The sequence below is a fragment of the Isoptericola sp. NPDC057391 genome (assembly GCF_042668085.1).
In the GTDB taxonomy this organism is placed as follows: Bacteria; Actinomycetota; Actinomycetes; order Actinomycetales; family Cellulomonadaceae; genus Isoptericola.
The window spans coordinates 16,663-34,444 of sequence record NZ_JBHVBO010000017.1; the positions used below are offsets into that span (position 1 = coordinate 16,663).

Annotated in this window: 17 protein-coding genes; 12 read left to right on the forward strand and 5 right to left on the reverse strand. The window is 75.3% G+C overall.

Going from position 1 to position 17,782, the window contains the following annotated elements; genetic code table 11:
• Positions 1-5 precede the first annotated feature (5 nt).
• The 3 genes from ACFUVW_RS04360 (at position 6) to ACFUVW_RS04370 (ending at position 3,989) form a co-directional block, all read left to right on the forward strand.
• Complete coding sequence (locus tag ACFUVW_RS04360; RefSeq protein WP_430570131.1) at positions 6-605, forward strand: GNAT family N-acetyltransferase; 600 nt, start codon at positions 6-8, stop codon at positions 603-605.
• 257 nt (positions 606-862) lie between these two features.
• Positions 863-2,491, forward strand: a complete 1,629-nt coding sequence (locus tag ACFUVW_RS04365; RefSeq protein WP_430570132.1) for an ABC-F family ATP-binding cassette domain-containing protein — start codon at positions 863-865, stop codon at positions 2,489-2,491.
• A gap of 130 nt (positions 2,492-2,621) precedes the next feature.
• A complete protein-coding gene (locus ACFUVW_RS04370) occupies positions 2,622-3,989 on the forward strand; it encodes a M20/M25/M40 family metallo-hydrolase (protein WP_430570133.1) in 1,368 nt (455 codons plus the stop codon).
• A 23-nt stretch (positions 3,990-4,012) separates the two neighbouring features.
• Here the strand turns inward: ACFUVW_RS04370 and ACFUVW_RS04375 are convergent, their stop codons facing one another.
• A complete protein-coding gene (locus ACFUVW_RS04375; RefSeq protein WP_430570134.1) occupies positions 4,013-4,798 on the reverse strand; it encodes a fructosamine kinase family protein in 786 nt (261 codons plus the stop codon).
• Between the two features lie 50 nt (positions 4,799-4,848).
• Positions 4,849-5,100 (reverse strand): DUF5703 family protein, encoded by a 252-nt coding sequence (locus ACFUVW_RS04380; protein ID WP_430570135.1) that lies wholly within the window; start codon positions 5,098-5,100, stop codon positions 4,849-4,851.
• A 74-nt stretch (positions 5,101-5,174) separates the two neighbouring features.
• Between ACFUVW_RS04380 and ACFUVW_RS04385 the strand changes: the two genes are divergently transcribed.
• Positions 5,175-5,540, forward strand: a complete 366-nt coding sequence (locus ACFUVW_RS04385; RefSeq protein WP_430570136.1) for a primosomal protein — start codon at positions 5,175-5,177, stop codon at positions 5,538-5,540.
• Here ACFUVW_RS04385 and ACFUVW_RS04390 read toward each other — a convergent pair.
• Positions 5,522-6,487: an aldo/keto reductase gene (locus ACFUVW_RS04390; protein WP_430570137.1), complete on the reverse strand. Its 966-nt coding sequence runs from the start codon at positions 6,485-6,487 to the stop codon at positions 5,522-5,524. The two genes, ACFUVW_RS04385 and ACFUVW_RS04390, sit on opposite strands and share 19 nt — an antisense overlap.
• A gap of 51 nt (positions 6,488-6,538) precedes the next feature.
• On the opposite strand from ACFUVW_RS04390, the gene ACFUVW_RS04395 reads away from it, so the two are divergent.
• Both ACFUVW_RS04395 and mshC read left to right on the forward strand, forming a co-directional pair.
• Positions 6,539-7,411: an undecaprenyl-diphosphate phosphatase gene (locus ACFUVW_RS04395; RefSeq protein ID WP_430570138.1), complete on the forward strand. Its 873-nt coding sequence runs from the start codon at positions 6,539-6,541 to the stop codon at positions 7,409-7,411.
• Positions 7,412-7,483: 72 nt separating this feature from the next.
• Positions 7,484-8,767 (forward strand): cysteine--1-D-myo-inosityl 2-amino-2-deoxy-alpha-D-glucopyranoside ligase, encoded by a 1,284-nt coding sequence (mshC, locus tag ACFUVW_RS04400; RefSeq protein ID WP_430570139.1) that lies wholly within the window; start codon positions 7,484-7,486, stop codon positions 8,765-8,767.
• Between the two features lie 16 nt (positions 8,768-8,783).
• Here mshC and ACFUVW_RS04405 read toward each other — a convergent pair whose 3' ends face one another.
• A complete protein-coding gene (locus ACFUVW_RS04405; RefSeq protein WP_430570140.1) occupies positions 8,784-9,680 on the reverse strand; it encodes a PAC2 family protein in 897 nt (298 codons plus the stop codon).
• 104 nt (positions 9,681-9,784) lie between these two features.
• Here ACFUVW_RS04405 and ACFUVW_RS04410 point away from each other — a divergent pair, with 104 nt between their 5' ends.
• Positions 9,785-10,498 carry an HAD family hydrolase gene (locus tag ACFUVW_RS04410; RefSeq protein ID WP_430570141.1) on the forward strand — a complete coding sequence of 238 codons (714 nt, stop codon included), beginning with the start codon at positions 9,785-9,787 and terminating at the stop codon, positions 10,496-10,498.
• On the opposite strand, the gene ACFUVW_RS04415 is transcribed toward ACFUVW_RS04410, so the two are convergent.
• Positions 10,488-11,375 (reverse strand): RecB family exonuclease, encoded by an 888-nt coding sequence (locus ACFUVW_RS04415; RefSeq protein ID WP_430570142.1) that lies wholly within the window; start codon positions 11,373-11,375, stop codon positions 10,488-10,490. The genes ACFUVW_RS04410 and ACFUVW_RS04415 overlap by 11 nt on opposite strands.
• Before the next feature lie 100 nt (positions 11,376-11,475).
• Between ACFUVW_RS04415 and ACFUVW_RS04420 the strand changes: the two genes are divergently transcribed.
• The 5 genes from ACFUVW_RS04420 (at position 11,476) to ACFUVW_RS04440 (ending at position 17,776) form a co-directional block, all read left to right on the forward strand.
• Complete coding sequence (locus ACFUVW_RS04420) at positions 11,476-12,597, forward strand: site-2 protease family protein (RefSeq protein ID WP_430570143.1); 1,122 nt, start codon at positions 11,476-11,478, stop codon at positions 12,595-12,597.
• 34 nt (positions 12,598-12,631) lie between these two features.
• Positions 12,632-13,666: a tRNA (adenine-N1)-methyltransferase gene (locus tag ACFUVW_RS04425; protein ID WP_430546182.1), complete on the forward strand. Its 1,035-nt coding sequence runs from the start codon at positions 12,632-12,634 to the stop codon at positions 13,664-13,666.
• A 201-nt stretch (positions 13,667-13,867) separates the two neighbouring features.
• A complete protein-coding gene (arc, locus tag ACFUVW_RS04430; protein ID WP_430570144.1) occupies positions 13,868-15,532 on the forward strand; it encodes a proteasome ATPase in 1,665 nt (554 codons plus the stop codon).
• Positions 15,533-15,657: 125 nt separating this feature from the next.
• Positions 15,658-17,391 carry a depupylase/deamidase Dop gene (dop, locus tag ACFUVW_RS04435; protein WP_430570152.1) on the forward strand — a complete coding sequence of 578 codons (1,734 nt, stop codon included), beginning with the start codon at positions 15,658-15,660 and terminating at the stop codon, positions 17,389-17,391.
• A gap of 187 nt (positions 17,392-17,578) precedes the next feature.
• Positions 17,579-17,776, forward strand: a complete 198-nt coding sequence (locus tag ACFUVW_RS04440; RefSeq protein WP_079575068.1) for a ubiquitin-like protein Pup — start codon at positions 17,579-17,581, stop codon at positions 17,774-17,776.
• Positions 17,777-17,782 lie beyond the last annotated feature (6 nt).

Sequence of the window (17,782 nt, forward strand, 5' to 3'; positions counted from 1 at the left end):
CCGCGATGGAGCCGTTCGTCCTCGCCACCGACCGCGTCCGCCTGTCCGTCCCCACCGCCGCCGACGTCGACCGCATCGCCGAGGTCTGCGCCGACCCCGCCATCGCGCGGTGGACCACGGTGCCCTCGCCGTACACGCGGGACGACGCGGCGGGCTTCGTCGGGACCTTCGTCGCCGACGGCTGGGCACAGGAGAAGGACTTCACCTGGGCGGTGCGCGAGCCCGGCGACGTCGACGGCCCGGTGCTGGGCATGGTGGGGGTGTCGCGGGAGGGCGGCCCCGGCGTGCAGCCGGCCGGCGAGCTGGGCTTCTGGTGCGCCCCGGACGCGCGCGGACGCGGCCTGACGACGGAGGCGTCGCGGCTCGTCGTCGACTGGGCCGTCGACCCGGAGGGTCTCGGCCTCGGCGTGGTGCGCTGGCGCGCGAACGTCGGCAACTGGGCGTCGCGCCGCGTCGCGTGGAAGCTCGGCTTCCGCTACGAGGGGCTGCTGCGCCGCTTCGGCGCGCAGCGCGGCGTGCTGCAGGACTCGTGGGTCGCGTCGTACGTGCCCGGCGACCCGCGCGAGCCGAGCGAGCCGTGGCCGGCCGAGGCCACGGCGGCCTGACCCGACCCGCGGCCTGCGGCGTTTCCGGTTGCCGTGGGGCACGGCGACGTGACATCGTCGTCGCCGTCCCCGCGGCTCCCGCCGCGCGTGAGAGGGGACGGCTCCAGGACGAGAGGCGCAGCACGGCGATGACGGGCATCCGGACGACCGCCTGACGCGTCGACCCCGAGGCTCCCCGCCGGCCGCACGAACGGCCCGGGGGAGCGGCGTCGACGCACCCGCCGTCCGCCGTACCCCCGCACCCGCTGGAGTCCTCCGTGCCTGCTCCCCACCCCTCCGTCGTCCTGCGCGACGTCACCTTCTCCTGGCCCGACGGGGCCACCCCGATCGCCGGCGTGTCCGGCGCCTTCTCCCGCGGCCGTACCGGCCTCGTCGGCCTCAACGGCGCGGGCAAGTCCACCCTGCTGCGCCTCGTCGCGGGCCGGCTGCGGCCGACGTCCGGCACGATCGGCGTCTCGGGCGTGGCGGACTACCTGCCGCAGCGCCTCACCCTCGACACGGACGCCACGGTCGCGGACCTGCTGGGCGTGCGCGACGTCGTCGACGCCGTGCGCGCGATCACCGACGGCACCGTGCCCGAGGACCGGCTCGCCGCGCTGTTCGACGTCGTCGGCGACGGCTGGGACGTCGAGGAGCGGGCCCACGCCGAGCTCGCCGGCACGGGGCTGCCGTCCGGCGACGGCGTGCTCGACCGCCCGGTCGGCACCCTCTCGGGCGGCGAGGCGATGCTCGTCGCCGTCACCGGGGTGCGCCTGCGCGGCGCGGACGTGGCGCTCCTGGACGAGCCGACCAACAATCTCGACGGCGCCGCCCGCGAGCGGCTGCACGAGATCGTGCGCACGTGGCGCGGCGCGCTCGTCGTCGTCTCGCACGACCGGGAGCTGCTCGAGCTCGTCGACGAGACCGCGGAGCTGCGCACCGGCTCCCTCACCACCTACGGCGGCACCTACGCGCAGTTCGAGGCGCACCTGGCCGCGCAGCAGGAGGCGGCGCGCGCCGCCCTGCGGGACGCGGAGCAGGTGCTGCGCCGCGAGAAGCGGGAGCGGATCAAGGCCGAGGAGCGCATCGCACACTCCGAGCGCCGCGGCCGCACGGACGTCGCCGAACGGCGCTACGTCAAGGCGCAGATCAACGACCGGCGCAACTCCGCCGAGAAGTCGCAGGCCGCCCGGCGCGGCCAGGCCGCCGGGAAGGAGGCCGACGCCCGGGCGGCCGTCGAGGCCGCCGAGCTCGCGGTGCGCGACGACGCCCGGATGGTCGTCGACCTGCCCGACCCGGACGTGCCCGCGGGCCGGCGCCTCGCGGTCCTGCGCGGCACGGACGGGCGCGAGGTCGTGCTCGCCGGGCCGGAGCGGGTGGCGCTGACCGGTCCCAACGGCGTCGGCAAGACGACCCTGCTGGAGCGGCTCGCCGGGGCGGGCTCCGCCTCCGGCGACGGGACGGGCGCGGACGCCGAGGCGCTCACCGAGCGGGTCGCCTACCTGCCGCAGCGGCTCGACGTGCTCGACGACGACCAGACCGTGCTCGACGCGGTCCGCGCCGGCGCGCCGGACGTGGCGCCCGGGGAGCTGCGCAACCGGCTCGCGCGGTTCCTCGTGCGCGGCGACCAGGTCGGCCGGCCGGTCGCGACGCTGTCCGGCGGCGAGCGGTTCCGCGTGGCCCTGGCGCGGCTGCTGCTCGCCGACCCGCCCGCACAGCTGCTCGTGCTCGACGAGCCGACCAACAACCTCGACATCGCCAGCACGGACCAGCTCGTGCAGGCCCTGGCCGCGTACCGCGGCGCGCTGCTGGTGGTGAGCCACGACCGGTCGTTCCTGGGCCGACTCGGCCTCGACGCCGAGCTGGTGCTGGCCGCGGACGGGACGCTCACCGAGCGGCGGTCGTAGCCGCCCGGCGAGCGTCCCGGGATCGTCCACGCCGTCGGGCACGACCGGGCCGGCACGGACGGTGGTCCAGACCGCGGACGACGTCACCCCGGCTCGACGTCCCGCCCGCGGGCGCCGGTACGGTGTGCGGGTGACGTCCCAGCCCCTCGCCCCGCGCCCGAGCACCCCGCCCACGACGCCCGCCGCCCCGCACCCCACCGCCGAGCAGGAGGTCGTGGGCATCTGCCGCGACCTGCTGCGGATCGACACGTCCAACTACGGCGACGGCGAGGGGCCGGGGGAGCGGCGCGCGGCGGAGCTCGTCGCGGGGCTGCTCACCGAGGTGGGGCTCGAGGTGGAGCTGTTCGAGTCGGAGCCCGGCCGCACGTCGGTCGTGACGCGGCTCGAGGGCGCCGACCCGGGCCGGCCCGCGCTCGTGCTGCACGGGCACACCGACGTGGTGCCCGCCGCGGCCGCCGACTGGTCGGTCGACCCGTTCGGCGGCGAGGAGATCGACGGCCTCCTGTGGGGGCGCGGCGCCGTCGACATGAAGGACATGGACGCGATGATCCTCGCCGTCGTGCGCCAGATGGTCCGCGAGGGCCGGCGCCCCGCGCGGGACGTCGTGGTCGCGTTCTTCGCCGACGAGGAGGCGGGCGGCGTGCGCGGCGCGCAGTGGGCCGTGCGGCACCGGCCCGAGCTCTTCGAGGGCGCCACCGAGGCGATCAGCGAGGTGGGCGGCTTCTCGGTGGAGGTCGACGGGCGGCGCGCCTACCTGCTGCAGACGGCGGAGAAGGGCCTCGCGTGGCTGCGGCTCGTCGCCGACGGGCGCGCCGGGCACGGCTCCCAGGTCAACGCCGAGAACGCCGTGACCGAGCTCGCCGCGGCGGTCGCGCGGATCGGGCAGCACCCGTGGCCGTACACGCTCACCCCGACCGTGGAGAGGCTGCTGCGCGGGGTGTCCGACCTCACGGGCCTCCCGTTCGACGGCGAGGACCCGGCCGCCGTGGACGCGCTCGTCGCGGCGCTGGGCCCGGCGGCGAGGTTCGTGGGCGCCACGGTGCGGCACACGTCCAACCCGACACAGCTGGACGCGGGCTACAAGGTGAACGTCATCCCCGGCCGCGCCGAGGCCACCGTCGACGTGCGCCTCCTGCCCGGGCACGAGGAGGAGGGGATGGCGACGGTGCGCGAGCTGGCCGGGCCCACCGTGCGGGTCGAGCCGATCCACCAGGACACCGCACTCGAGGTGCCGTTCTCGGGCGACCTCGTGGACTCGATGGTCGCCTCGCTCCTCGCGGAGGACCCGGGGGCCGCGGTGCTGCCGTACACGCTGTCGGGCGGCACCGACAACAAGTCCCTGTCCCGCCTCGGCATCACCGGCTACGGGTTCGCCCCGCTGCGCCTGCCCGCCGACCTCGACTTCTCCGGGATGTTCCACGGGGTCGACGAGCGCGTGCCGGTCGACTCGCTGCGCTTCGGCACGCGCGTGCTGGACCGGCTCCTGCGCGACTGCTGACCCGGCCGCGCCGGCCGCCGTCGTCAGCCGCCCAGGCGGGCGAGCAGGCTGCGGGTCTGCTCGACGTACCCGCTGCCGAAGAGCACGGCGTGCACGGCGAGCGGGTACAGCTGGTGCAGTGGCAGCCGCTCCCGCCACCCGGGGGCGAGCGGCCACGCGGACTCGTAGCCCGCGAGGACCTCGTCCAGGTGCGGCGCGCCGAAGAGCGCGAGCATCGCGAGGTCGGCCTCGCGGTGCCCGCCGTGGGCGGCAGGGTCGATGAGGACCGCCTCGGCCGAGCCGCCCGGTCCCCGCGACCACAGCACGTTCCCGGACCACAGGTCGCCGTGCACGCGGGCGGGCGCCTCCCGCGCCGCGGGGCCCGCGAGGACGCCGAGGCGGCCGCACACCCGCTCGACGGCGGCCGCGTCCTCCGTGGTGAGCACGCCGCGCTCGCGGCCCTGCGCCACGACGGGACGGAGCCGGGCGTGCGCGTAGAACGCGGGCCAGTCGCCCCAGGCGCCCGCGGCCAGCGGCAGCGGGTCGTCGAGCGGGCCGAAGTACCCGCGCTCCGCGCCGGGCGGGAGGACGCCGAACCCGGCGGCGCCCGCCCCGTGCAGGACGGCGAGGCGTCGGCCCAGGTCGCGCGCGGCGTCGGGCGTGGGGCGGACCGGGTCGACCCGCTCCAGGTCGAGGTGCTCCGGTCCGTGCCCCTGCACCCGGGCGACCCGTGGGCCGCCCGGCACGGCGAGCCAGCGCAACCCCGCCGCCTCGGTGGCGAAGAACCCCGGCGGCGCGTGCGGGCGCGACTTGCGGAACGTGTCGACCATGTCTGCTGGGCAAGGCCTGCTCGGGACGTCTGCTCGGGATGGTCGACCCGTCAGAACGTGGCGCTGACCTTGATGATCTTGCGGCGCAACCACACCCGGCGCTCGCCGCCCATGTACAGGCGCGTGCGCGCGAGCTCCCACCGGCCGTACTCGGCCTCGTCGGTGAGCATCTTGCGCGCGTCCGGGACGCTGGTGCCCCGGTCGATGGTCAGCACGCGGTACTCGTACTGTCCGTGCTTGCGCCAGGCGGACGTCGCGCCGGGGCGCGCGTCTGCCTGCGACGTCGACGGGATCGAAGCCATCCGCTGTCCTCCCGAAGTGCTGGCGGGCGGTTTTCGTCTGCCCATTGTGCCCCGTGGGGCGCTACGGTCAGAGCATGACCGCAGACCCGCGTGCCGCGCTGGACCGCTTCGTCGCCGCGCTGGAGGCCCACTACCACGCGGTGTCGACCCGCCGGGGTGACGACGACCCCGCGGTCGACGACGCCTACGAGGTCCTGGCCGACGCGTTCGAGGTCTACGAGGACGCGCTGGCCCAGGTCTACTCCGAGGTCACGCCCTTCTTCCTCGACGACGGGGACGACGACGCGGACGACGACGAGGACGACGAGGACGATGACGACGAGGGGGACGACGACCTCGACGCCGAGCTGGACACCGACCTCGAGGGACCCGACCTAGCGGGGACGCCCGCCGACCGCCCGGCCGACGCCCCGGGGCAGGCCTACCAACGCTCGGGGTAGCCGATCTCGGGGGCGGACACGTCGTCGAGCGCGGCGTGGACCTCGCCCGGCAGGTCGAGGTCGGTGGCGGCGAGGGAGGCCCGCAGCTGGGCCGGCGTCCGCGCCCCGACGATCGCGCTCGCGACCGCGTCGCGGGCCAGCAGCCAGGCGAGAGCCACCTCGAGCGGCGCACGCCCGAGCCCGTCGGCGGCGGTGGCCACCGCCTCCACGACCGACGACGCGGCGCCGTCCAGGTACGGGTCGACGAACGCGGCGAGGTGCGCCGACGCCGCGCGCGAGTCCGCCGGGATCGACCGCCGGTACTTGCCGGTGAGCACGCCGCGACCGAGCGGTGACCAGGCCAGCAGCCCGAGCCCGAGCACGTCGGCGGCGGGGGCGACGTCGCGCTCCGCGCCGCGCTGCAGCAGCGAGTACTCGAGCTCGAGGGCGCTGAGCCCGGTGCCGTCCGCCTCGAGCAGGGTCGCGGCCCGCGCGGACGCCCAGCCCGGATGGTTGGACAGGCCCACGTACCGCGCCCGGCCGGAGGACACCGCGAGCCGCAGCGCCGAGACCGTCTCGGCGAGCGGCGTCGCCGGGTCGGGGCAGGCCACGAGGAACAGGTCGACGTGGTCGGTGCCGAGACGCCCCAGCGACGCGTCGAGGTCGGCGAGCAGGCCCGCCCGCGAGGCGTCGACGCGGGCGCCCGACCGGCCCGCGCGCACCCCGCCCTTGGTGCACAGCACCACGTCGTCGCGCGCGACCTTGCCGTCCAGCAGGGACCCGATGACGCGCTCCGCGTCGCCGTCGCCGTACGTCGCGGCGGTGTCGACGAGCGTGCCGCCCGCGTCGACGAAGTCGCGCAGCTGCTCCGCGGCGTCCAGGTCGTCGGTGTCGCGACCCCAGGTCATCGTCCCCAGGCCGAGCTCGGACACGCGCAGGCCCGTGCGGCCCACCTGACGACGCTCCATGGCGGGTCAGGCTACCGGCAAACCCTGCAGCTCCGGGTAGTGTGACCGCCCGTGAATGCCTGGGAAGCGATCCTGCTCGGCCTGGTCCAGGGCCTGACCGAGTTCCTGCCGATCTCCTCGAGCGCGCACCTGCGCATCGTGGGCGAGCTGCTCGGCGGGACGGATCCCGGAGCCGCGTTCACCGCGATCACCCAGATCGGCACCGAGGCCGCGGTGCTGCTCTACTACCGCCGCACGATCCGCGACATCTGCGTCGCCTGGTGGAAGTCCCTCGTGGGCACGCACGGCAGCGACTGGCGCTCGCGGATGGGCGCGCACGACGACCAGGCCCGCATGGCCTGGTACATCGCGCTCGGCTCGATCCCGATCGGCGTGCTCGGCCTCCTCTTCCAGGACCAGATCGAGACCTACCTGCGCAATCTCTGGATCACCGTGACGACGCTCGTCGTGTTCGGCCTGCTGCTCGGCTGGGCGGACAAGGTCGGCCGGCGCACCCGCCGGCTCGACGAGCTCACCCCGAAGCGCGCGATCGCCTTCGGCTTCGCGCAGGCGCTCGCGCTCATCCCGGGCGTGTCGCGCTCCGGGGGCACCATCACCGCCGGGCTCCTCATGGGCTTCACCCGCAAGGCCGCCGCGGACTACTCGTTCCTGCTGGCCATCCCCGCGGTGCTGATGTCGGGCTTCTACCAGCTCGCCAAGTCCGTGGGGGAGGACCCGGCCCCCGGGTCGCCGGGCGCCGGCGCGACCCTCGTCGCGACGCTCGTCGCGTTCGTCGTCGGGTACGTCGTGATCATCGGGTTCCTCAAGCTCATCACCACGCACTCGTTCATGCCGTTCGTCTGGTACCGCCTCGGCCTCGCCGCCGTGGTCGTGGTCCTGCTGCTGACCGGCGTGCTCACCGCGAACGGCGGGATCGTCGTCTGACGGACGTGCGGCGCGGCGCGGTGCGACCCGGCCGTGGGGCTGACCTGCCGCGAGGCCCGGTAGCCTGGGGCCGTGCGTTCCTGGCCCGCCCCGCAGATCCCCGAGCTCCCCGAACCGGCCGACGGCCGCCGCACCCCCGTCCGGGTGCACGACAGCACGACCGGGCGGCTCGTGGACCCGGCCCCGGGCGGCACCGCCCGCTACTACGTCTGCGGGATCACCCCGTACGACGCGACCCACCTGGGGCACGCGAACACCTACCTGGCCTTCGACCTGCTGCACCGGGCGTGGCTCGACGCGGGCAAGGACGTGACGTTCGTCTCGAACGTCACCGACGTGGACGACCCGCTGCTGGAGCGCGCCAACGCCACCGGTGTCGACTGGCGCGACCTCGCCGCCGACCAGGTCGCGCTCTTCCGCGAGGACATGACCGCGCTCGGCATGGTGCCGCCCGCCACGTGGACCGGCGCCGTCGAGTCCGTGCCCGCCGTCGTGGCCGCCGTCGAGCGGCTGCTCGAGGAGGGCGCGGCCTACCGGGTTCCCGTCGAGCCGGGCGCCGGCGGGGACGACCCCTGTCTCGGCGACGTGTACGCCGACCTGTCCGCCGACCCGGACTTCGGCCAGGTGTCCCGCCTCGACCCGGAGGTCATGGGGGCCCTGTTCGCCGAGCGCGGCGGCGACCCCGATCGCGAGGGCAAGAAGAACCCGCTGGACCCGCTGCTGTGGCGGCGCGAGCGCGTGGGCGAGCCGGCGTGGGACGGCGCGTCGCTCGGCACCGGGCGGCCCGGCTGGCACGTCGAGTGCGCGGTCATCGCCCGCGACGGGCTGGGCCTGCCGTTCGACCTGCAGGGCGGGGGAGCGGACCTCCTCTTCCCACACCACGAGATGTCCACCTCGCACGACCGGCTGCTGGGCGGCGGCGGGGCGGGCGTGCACGTGCACGCCGGGCTGGTCGCCTACCAGGGCGAGAAGATGAGCAAGTCGCGCGGGAACCTCGTGTTCGTCTCCGCGCTGCGCCGCGCGGGCGTCGACCCGATGGCGATCCGCCTCGCACTCCTGGCGCACCACTACCGCACGGAGTGGGAGTGGACCGACGGCGACCTCGAGGCCGGCGTCGCCCGGCTCGACCGGTGGCGCGCCGCCGTCTCCGGCAACGGCGGCCCCGACGCGTCCGCGGCGCTGGCCGCCCTGCGCGCGGCGCTCGCGGACGACCTCGACGGCCCTGCCGCGCTCGCCGCCGTGGACGCCTGGGCCGACGCCGCGCTCGCGCCCGGCCGCGACACGACCGACGACCACGAGGGCGCGCCCGGCGTGCTGGCGCGCGCGGTGAACGCGCTGCTCGGCGTCCGCCTCTGACGGGGACGCCGGGGCGTCAGCCCTTGTCGGGGCCCTTCTCCCCACCCTTGTCGGTGCCCTTGTCGCCGCCGACGTCGCGCCGTCGCAGGTAGCGCTCGAACTCCCGCGCGATGGCCTCGCCCGACGCCTCGGGCAGGTCCGCGGTGTCCTTCGCCTCCTCGAGCTGCTGCACGTACTCGGCGATCTCGGCGTCGTCCGACGCGAGCTCGTCGACGCCGTGCTGCCAGGCCTCGGCGTCCTCCGGCAGGTCGCCGAGCGGCACCGGGGCGGCGACGAGCTCCTCGACACGGGTGAGGATCGCGAGCGTGGCCTTGGGCGACGGCGGGTTGGCCACGTAGTGGGGCACGGCGGCCCACAGGGACACCGCCTGGAACCCGCGCCGGTCGGCCTCGTGCTGCAGCACGCCCACGATGCCCGTCGGGCCCTCGTAGGTGCTGGGCTCGACGTCCAGCACCGCCTGCAGGCCCGAGCTCTCCGTCGTCGCGGTCATCGGGATGGGGCGGGTGTGCGGCACGTCGGCCAGCAGGGCGCCGAGGGTCACGACGGTGCGGACGCCGAGCTCGGCCGCAAGGTCCAGCAGCTCGGCGCAGTAGGAGCGCCATCGGAACGACGGCTCGATGCCGTGCACGAGCACCACCGTGCGGTCCGGCAGGTCCGCGACCGACACCGTGGTGGTCGGCCAGGTGATCGAGCGCTCCCCGTCCGGCCCGGTCTCGATGACGGGCCGGTTCACCTGGAAGTCGTGGTAGTCCTCGGGGTCGAGCTCGCGGACCTGACGGGCGTCCCACACGTGGGCGAGGTGGCTGAGGGCGGCGGTGGCGGCGCTGCCGGCGTCGTTCCACCCCTCGAACGCGGCGATCATCACGGTCTGCCGTGCGGCGTGGCGCCCGGTGGTCTCCGGCTCGGTCGTCATCCGTCCAGCGTATACAGCGTGGGCTGCGGCGCGGCCCGTCCGGGTGTCCCGTCTCACGCGGCCCGACGGGTCGGGTCGCGGTGCGAGGTCCGTACGATGGACGGGTGCCCGAGACCCTCGCCCCCGCCCCGCAGACCGACTCCCCGACCCTGCCCGCGGCCGTCCTGTGGGACATGGACGGCACCCTCGTGGACACCGAGCCGTACTGGATCCGGGCCGAGCAGGAGCTGGTCGCGGAGCACGGCGGCACCTGGACGCACGAGCAGGCGCTGCAGCTCGTCGGGAACGCGCTGACCGTCTCCGCGACGATCCTGCGCGACCAGGGAGGGGTCGACCTGCCGGTGGACGCGATCGTCGACCGCCTGCTCGGGCAGGTCGTCGAGCAGGTGCGCGAGCGGGTGCCGTGGCAGCCGGGCGCGCTGGAGCTCCTCACGACCCTCGCCGAGGCGGGCGTGCCGTGCGCGCTGGTGACGATGAGCTACGGCGCCCTCGCCGAGGAGGTCGTCTCGCGCGGTCCCGCCGGCGCGTTCGCGACGCTCGTCACCGGCGACCAGGTCACCCGCGGCAAGCCGGACCCCGAGCCCTACCTGGTCGCGGCGGAGCGACTCGGCGTCGACGCGGGCGCCTGCGTGGCGATCGAGGACTCGCCCACCGGCATCGCCTCGGCGCGCGCGGCCGGCGTCGCGACCCTGGGCGTCGAGGCGGTCGTGCCCGTGCCGCACCTGGACGGGCTCAGCCGCGCCGCCTCGCTCGAGAAGGTCGACGTGGCGACGCTCGCACGCATCGGCGCGGGTGAGGTCGTGGACCTCACGCTCTGACCGCCTCGGCGTCCACCCCGAGCCGTTCGCGCAGCGCGTCGGCCGGGATCACGGGCGGCGTGCCGCCGAACGCGGGGCACAGCGCCTGGTGGGCGCAGAACCCGCACAGGCGTCCGCGGCGGGGCCGCCAGTCGCCGGTCCGGGCGGCGTCCTGGATCGCGGACCACAGCGCGCGCACCTTGGTCTCCGTGGCCTCGAGCTCCCGCTCGGCCGGCTCGGCACGCAGCACCTGGCCGTCGCCCAGGTAGAGCAGCTGCAGCATGCGCGGCACCTCGCCGCGCTCGCGCCAGAGCACCAGGCCGTAGAACCGCATCTGGAACAGGGCGGAGCCCTCGAAGCCCGGCCCGGGCGCGCGGCCCGTCTTGTAGTCGACCACCCGCAGCGCGCCGTCGGGCGCCACGTCGAGCCGGTCGACGATCCCGCGCAGCACCGGCCCGTCGTCGAGCGACGTCTCGACTCGCAGCTCGCGGGACGCGGGCTCCAACCGGTTCGGGTCCTCCAGCGTGAAGTAGGTGCCGACGAGCCGCCGCGCCCGGCCGAGCCACTCCGACGGCGTGGTGCCGGCCGCGTCGCCGCCCTCGTCGAACAGCGTCGCGTACCGCGGCTCCGCCTCGACGAGGCGATCCCACTCGACCGGCAGCAGGGCGGCCGCCGCCTCCGGCGTGCGCTCCCCGCGCGGCGCGTCGTAGAGCCGCTCGAGCACCGCGTGCACCAGCGTGCCCCGTGCGGCGGCGGAGGCCGGGGGCTCGGGCAGCCGGTCGACCACGCGGAACCGGAACAGCAGGGGGCAGCGCATGAAGTCGGCCGCGCGCGAGGGGGACAGCGCCGGGACCCGCGGCACCGTCAGGGACGGGTCGGGAGCGGCGGTCGTGGTCATGCGCGCCACCCTATGGGCGGACGGTGACAGGCCCTCCGAGGAGCGGCCCACGAGCGGCGACGAGCGGCCGACGGTCAGGCTGGCCGGATAGCCTGACGGGGTGACCTCTCGCTCCCGGGGATGGGTGGTCGGCCGCATCGCGGGCGCGCCCGTCCTCGTCACCCCGTCGTGGTTCCTCGGCGCCGTCGTCCTCACCCTCGTGTTCGCGCCCTCGGTGCGGACGTGGTTCGCGCCCCAGCTGGGGACGGCGGCGGTGCTCGTCGTCGCGGCCGCGTTCGTGCTGCTGCTCTTCGGGTCCGTGTTCCTGCACGAGGTGGCGCACGCCCTCGTCGCGCGGTCGCGCGGGCACCGCGTCACCGAGGTCGCGCTGACCCTGTGGGGCGGCCACACCGCCTACACGGGGTCGGGCGGGCGCCCGCTCGACGGCGCCCTCGTGGCCGTGGTCGGCCCGCTGACCAACCTCGTGCTGGCGGCCGCGTTCTGGGTCGTGTACCTGGTGCAGCCGGTGTCGTCCGTCGCCTCGGCCCTGCTCCTGGCCGGGGCGTTCTCGAACGCGTTCGTCGGGTTGTTCAACCTGGTGCCGGGGCTGCCGCTGGACGGTGGGCAGATCCTCGAGTCCGCGGTCTGGGGCGCGACGGGCTCGCGCACGCGGGGCACGCTCGCGGCGGGCTGGGTCGGGCGGGTGGTCGCGGTCGGCGTGCTGGTCGTGGCGCTGCTGTGGCCGTTGCTCGAGGGGCGGAGGCCGTCCTGGGTGACGGTCGCGTGGGCGGCGCTCATCGGCGCGTTCCTGTGGTCCGGGGCGGGGGACGCGATCAAGGGCGCGCAGACGAGGGCCCGGGTCGCGGGCCTGTCCGCTCGGGGCCTGGCGGTGCCGGCCGTCGTGGTGCCGGTCACCACCACGGTCGCCGGCGTCTCCGACGCGGCCGCGCGGCACCCGGGCACCGTCGTGGCCGTCGTCGAGCCCGCCGGGGAGCCCGTGGGCTGGGTGGACCCGGCCGCGGTCGCGAACGTGCCCGCGGACCAGGCCGCGACCACGCCGGTGGAGGCCGTCGTCGTGCCGTTCCCGCCGGGCTCGGCGGTGAGCCCCGACCTCGAGGGCGACGACCTCCTCGACGGCCTCGCCCGCGGCTCGTCGGGGGCGCGGGTGGTGCCGGTCGTGGACGCCGGCCGCCTGACCGGCGTGCTCGACGTCGCCCGGGTCGCGGCCGCGCTTCGCCGATGAGGTGCCGGGAGCCGGGCCGGTAGACTCGCCGGTCGTGACCTCCGCCGACGCCACCGTGCCCGAGAACCGCCCGACCGCCGACCCGACCGGCCGCGCCACGGGTGCGGACCTGCGCCGCGGGCCCCTGCGCGAGGGCGACCGGGTGCAGCTCACGGACCCCAAGGGTCGGCTGCACACCATCACGCTCAAGCCCGGCGGCACGTTCCACACGCACAAGGGCTACTTCCGCCACGAGGACCTCATCGGCCGCCCCGAGGGCTGGGTCGTGACCAACACGGCGGGCATCGAGTACCTCGCCCTGCGGCCCTTGCTGAGCGACTACGTGCTGTCCATGCCGCGTGGCGCCGCCGTCGTCTACCCCAAGGACGCCGGGCAGATCGTGCAGATGGCGGACATCTTCCCGGGCGCGCGCGTCGTCGAGGCCGGCGTCGGCTCCGGGGCGCTGACCATGTCGCTGCTGCGCGCCGTGGGCGACGCAGGCGAGCTGCACTCCATCGAGCGCCGCGAGGACTTCGCGGCGATCGCGCGCGGCAACGTCGAGTCGTTCTTCGGCGGCGAGCACCCGGCGTGGCGCCTGTCGGTCGGGGACCTCGCGGACGTGCTGCCCACCGTGGCGGAGCCGGGCAGCGTCGACCGCGTCGTGCTCGACATGCTCGCGCCCTGGGAGAACGTCGACCCCGTCGCCCGCGCGCTGGTGCCGGGCGGCGTGCTGATCTGCTACGTCGCCACCGCCACCCAGCTGTCCCGCACGGCCGAGGACCTGCGGGCCGACGGCCGGTTCGCCGAGCCGCAGGCGTGGGAGTCCATGGTGCGCGGCTGGCACCTCGAGGGCCTCGCGGTCCGCCCGCAGCACCGGATGATCGGGCACACAGGGTTCCTCGTCACGGCCCGGCGGCTCGCGGACGGGGTCACGCCGCCCGAGCGGACCCGACGTCCGGCCAAGGGGTCCTACCCCGCCCCGGACGCCGAGTGGTCCGAGGAGGAGCTGGGCGAGCGCGCCGTGTCGGACAAGAAGATCCGTCGCGTCCGCCGCGACCTCGGCGTCGCCCCCGACGACGCGCAGGGCTGACGCCGGCCGGGCCGGGGACGACGGCGTCCGGGGCGCGGGACCGGTCGCGGCAGGTCACCGGGAGGTCTCGGTCGTGTGAACCTCGCGACCGCTCCGTGAAATGAACCCCCGCAGGCCCGCGTTGATGTCTAGGGTGCTGTACTCCGGGGGCGCCTTCCCGTCCGGGGAGGTGGTCACCCGGGCCGCACGAGAGGGGATGCGATGTCCGACAACCCTGTCCGCCCGGAGCCTCGACCGGAGCAGCCGGCGCTGCCCACCGGACCGAGCCACGACGCACAGCTCGCCCTCCTCGCCGCCAAGAACGAGCGGCTCGCCGAGGCGCTCCGCGCCGCCCGTGACCAGATCGTCGAGCTCAAGGGCCAGATCGACGAGCTCGCCAAGCCCCCGGGGACGTACGCGACGTTCCTCGCCGCGCACGACGACGGCTCGGTCGACATCTCGTCGGCCGGCCGCAAGATGCACGTGCAGGCGAGCCCGGGCCTCGACGTCGCCGAGCTGCGGCCCGGCCAGGAGGTCAAGCTCAACGAGGCCATGACGGTGGTCGAGGTCGGCGGCTACGAGCGCACCGGCGAGCTGGTGACGGTCAAGGAGGTGCTCGACGCCGAGCGGGTGCTCGTCGTCGGGCGGGCCGACGAGGAGCGCGTCGTGCGCCTCGCCGGGTCGGTCGCCGACGCCGAGCTGCGGGTGGGCGACGCGCTCACGGTCGACGTGCGCAGCGGGTTCGTCTACGAGGTGGTGCCGAAGTCGGAGGTCGAGGAGCTCGTCCTCGAGGAGGTGCCCGACATCGCCTACGAGGACATCGGCGGGCTGGGGCCGCAGATCGAGCAGATCCGCGACGCCGTCGAGCTGCCCTTCTCCCACCCCGACCTCTTCCGCGAGCACGGGCTGCGCCCGCCCAAGGGCGTGCTCCTGTACGGCCCGCCCGGGTGCGGCAAGACGCTCATCGCCAAGGCCGTCGCGAGCTCGCTCGCGGGGATGGTCGCGTCGTCCGGCGGCGACGCGGGCGCGAAGAGCTACTTCCTCAACGTCAAGGGCCCGGAGCTGCTCAACAAGTACGTGGGCGAGACGGAGCGGCACATCCGGCTGATCTTCGCCCGGGCTCGCGAGAAGGCGACGCAGGGCGCCCCCGTGGTCGTGTTCTTCGACGAGATGGAGTCGCTGTTCCGCACCCGCGGCACCGGCCTGTCGTCCGACGTCGAGACGACGATCGTGCCCCAGCTGCTGGCCGAGATCGACGGCGTCGAGCGGCTCGACAACGTCATCGTCATCGGCGCGTCCAACCGCGAGGACATGATCGACCCCGCGATCCTGCGGCCCGGCCGCCTGGACGTGAAGATCAAGATCGAGCGCCCCGACGCCGAGGGTGCCACCGAGATCTTCGGCAAGTACCTCACCCCCCAGCTGCCCATCCACCCCGACGACCTGGCCGAGCACGGCGGCAGCCAGACCGAGGCCATCGGGGCGATGATCCGCAGCGTGGTGGAGCGGATGTACTCCGAGGACGAGGAGAACCAGTTCCTCGAGGTCACGTACGCGTCGGGCGACAAGGAGACCCTGTACTTCAAGGACTTCAACTCCGGCGCGATGATCCAGAACGTCGTGGACCGGGCGAAGAAGTCGGCGATCAAGGACTTCCTGGCCACCGGGCAGCGCGGCATCCGGGTGGAGCACCTCCTGTCGGCGTGCGTCGACGAGTTCAAGGAGAACGAGGACCTGCCGAACACCACCAACCCCGACGACTGGGCGCGCATTAGCGGCAAGAAGGGCGAGCGCATCGTCTTCATCCGCACGATCGTCCAGAAGAAGGGCGGCGACGGCGCGCCGCGCACCATCGACACGGTCACCAGCACGGGGCAGTACCTGTAGTCCCGCGTCGTCCACGAGACCGAGGTATCCGTCCCGAGTCCGACCCGCCGTGCGCCAGCCTCGAGACGGGTACCTCGATCTCGTGCGGGTCCACCTAGGGTGGTGGCGTGAGTGTTCGTCGCGTGATGGGGATCGAGACCGAGTACGGCGTGCTGGCACCGGGGCGGCCGATGGCCAACCCGATGCTCATGAGCTCGCAGGTGGTGATGACGTACCGCGCCCTGGTGGCGCGGGCGGGCGCCCGCCCGCCGGCCCGCTGGGACTACGACGACGAGGACCCGCTGCAGGATGCGCGCGGGTTCCACCTCCAGCGCGCCTCGGCGCACCCCTCGCTCCTCACCGACGACCCGTCGCGCCCCGCGCCGTCGGGCCCGACGGCGTCCGGCCCGGGGACGACCGGCAGCACCCCCGCGTCGGCACAGGTGGCGTCCGCGGCCGGGACCCCCGGCGCCGGGCGCGGCCGGGCGCGCGCCGCCCGGCAGGAGCCGGAGGAGGTCGAGCGGCCGTCGGTCGAGGACTACGACGACCCGAGCGCCGCGAACTGCATCCTCACCAACGGCGCGCGCCTCTACGTGGACCACGCGCACCCCGAGTACTCGTCGCCCGAGGTGACCGGGCCGCGCGACGGCGTCCTGTGGGACGTCGCGGGCGAGCGGGTCATGCTCGCGGCCGTGCGCTCGCTGGCGGAGGTGCCCGGCGGCGAGGTGGTGCTCTACAAGAACAACGTGGACGGCAAGGGCGCCAGCTACGGCACGCACGAGAACTACCTGGTGGACCGGGCGCTGCCGTTCGGCACGCTCGTCGAGCTGCTGACGCCGTTCCTCGTCACCCGGCAGGTGTTCGCGGGCTCCGGACGGGTGGGCCTCGGGCCGGCGGGGGCCGAGGCGGGCTTCCAGCTCTCCCAGCGCGCCGACTACATCGAGGCCGAGGTGGGCCTCGAGACGACGCTGCGCCGCCCGATCGTCAACACGCGCGACGAGCCGCACGCCGACCGCACGCGGTGGCGCCGCCTGCACCTCATCATCGGCGACGCCAACCTGTTCGAGGTCGCGACCTTCCTCAAGCTCGGCACCACCTCGCTCGTGCTGTGGGTGCTCGAGCACCTCGACGAGCTGGCCGAGGCCGGCGTGGCCGCCCGGGAGGAGCTCGCCGCCCTGCGGCTCGCCGACCCGGTCGCGGACGTGCAGCGCGTGTCGCGCGACCTCACCCTCACCGCACGGCTCGAGCTCGCCGACGGCCGCCGGCTCACGGCGCTGGAGATCCAGGAGGCGTACGCCGACGTCGTGGCCCGGTCGGTCGCCGCGCTCGGCTCCTCGGGCGGGTCGTCGGGCGACGCGTCGGGCGAGGACGAGACCGCACAGGTGCTGGACCGCTGGCGCTCGGTCCTCCGCCGCCTGGGCACGGACCCGGCCACGTGCGCGCGCGAGGTGGAGTGGGTCGCGAAGCGGCGGCTCCTGGAGCGGATGCGGTCGCGGGACGGCCTCGGCTGGGACCACCCGCGGCTGCACACGCTGGACCTGCAGTGGACGGACGTGCGGCCCGAGCGCGGCATCTACCACCGGCTCGTCGCGTCGGGCGCCGTCGAGCGGCTCGTGGACGAGGAGCGGGTGACGGACGCGGTGCACCACGCGCCGGCGGACACGCGGGCGTGGTTCCGCGGCGAGGTGATGGCCCGGTACGCGGACCAGGTGTCCGCGGCGAGCTGGGACTCGGTGATCTTCGACGTCCCGGGGGCCGCCGCCCTGCAGCGGGTGCCGATGCTCGACCCGTCGCGCGGCACGCGCGCGCACATCGGCGCCCTCCTGGACGCCAGCCCCGACGCCGCGGCGCTGCTCAAGGGCCTGCGCGGCGAGGGCTGAGAGCGGGCTGACCGGCGACGACGCCCCGCGGGCCGATCTCGCGTCGCGCGGGGGTGGAGTCGTTCAGCCCTGGGCGCAACCGGCGTGGACGTCGCCGCGCGGTGTCGGTCGCAGCGCATAGGCTGGCGTCGCGAGACTCTCCCGGAGCTCCTTGTCGGGAGCCCCGCAGCAGCGAAGGAGGCGGACCATGGCCGGTCAGGAACGGATCAACCCGCAGCACGAGGACCGCACGCCCGACGACGACGCGGACACCCCCGCCCCGGTCGCCCCGGCGGCGACCGAGCGCGACGCCGAGGTGGACGCCCTGCTGGAGGAGATCGACGAGGTCCTCGAGACGAACGCCGAGTCGTTCGTCCGCGGCTTCGTGCAGAAGGGCGGTCAGTGAGCGCCC

Bases quoted from the DNA above. Each gene is read 5' to 3' on its own strand.
- ACFUVW_RS04360 (WP_430570131.1), top strand. From the start codon at position 6: ATGGAGCCGTTCGTCCTCGCCACCGACCGCGTCCGCCTGTCCGTCCCC.
- ACFUVW_RS04375 (WP_430570134.1), bottom strand. From the start codon at position 4,798: ATGGTCGACACGTTCCGCAAGTCGCGCCCGCACGCGCCGCCGGGGTTC.
- ACFUVW_RS04380 (WP_430570135.1), bottom strand. From the start codon at position 5,100: ATGGCTTCGATCCCGTCGACGTCGCAGGCAGACGCGCGCCCCGGCGCG.
- ACFUVW_RS04385 (WP_430570136.1), top strand. From the start codon at position 5,175: ATGACCGCAGACCCGCGTGCCGCGCTGGACCGCTTCGTCGCCGCGCTG.
- ACFUVW_RS04390 (WP_430570137.1), bottom strand. From the start codon at position 6,487: ATGGAGCGTCGTCAGGTGGGCCGCACGGGCCTGCGCGTGTCCGAGCTC.
- ACFUVW_RS04405 (WP_430570140.1), bottom strand. From the start codon at position 9,680: ATGACGACCGAGCCGGAGACCACCGGGCGCCACGCCGCACGGCAGACC.
- ACFUVW_RS04415 (WP_430570142.1), bottom strand. From the start codon at position 11,375: ATGACCACGACCGCCGCTCCCGACCCGTCCCTGACGGTGCCGCGGGTC.
- arc (WP_430570144.1), top strand. From the start codon at position 13,868: ATGTCCGACAACCCTGTCCGCCCGGAGCCTCGACCGGAGCAGCCGGCG.
- dop (WP_430570152.1), top strand. From the start codon at position 15,658: ATGGGGATCGAGACCGAGTACGGCGTGCTGGCACCGGGGCGGCCGATG.
- ACFUVW_RS04440 (WP_079575068.1), top strand. From the start codon at position 17,579: ATGGCCGGTCAGGAACGGATCAACCCGCAGCACGAGGACCGCACGCCC.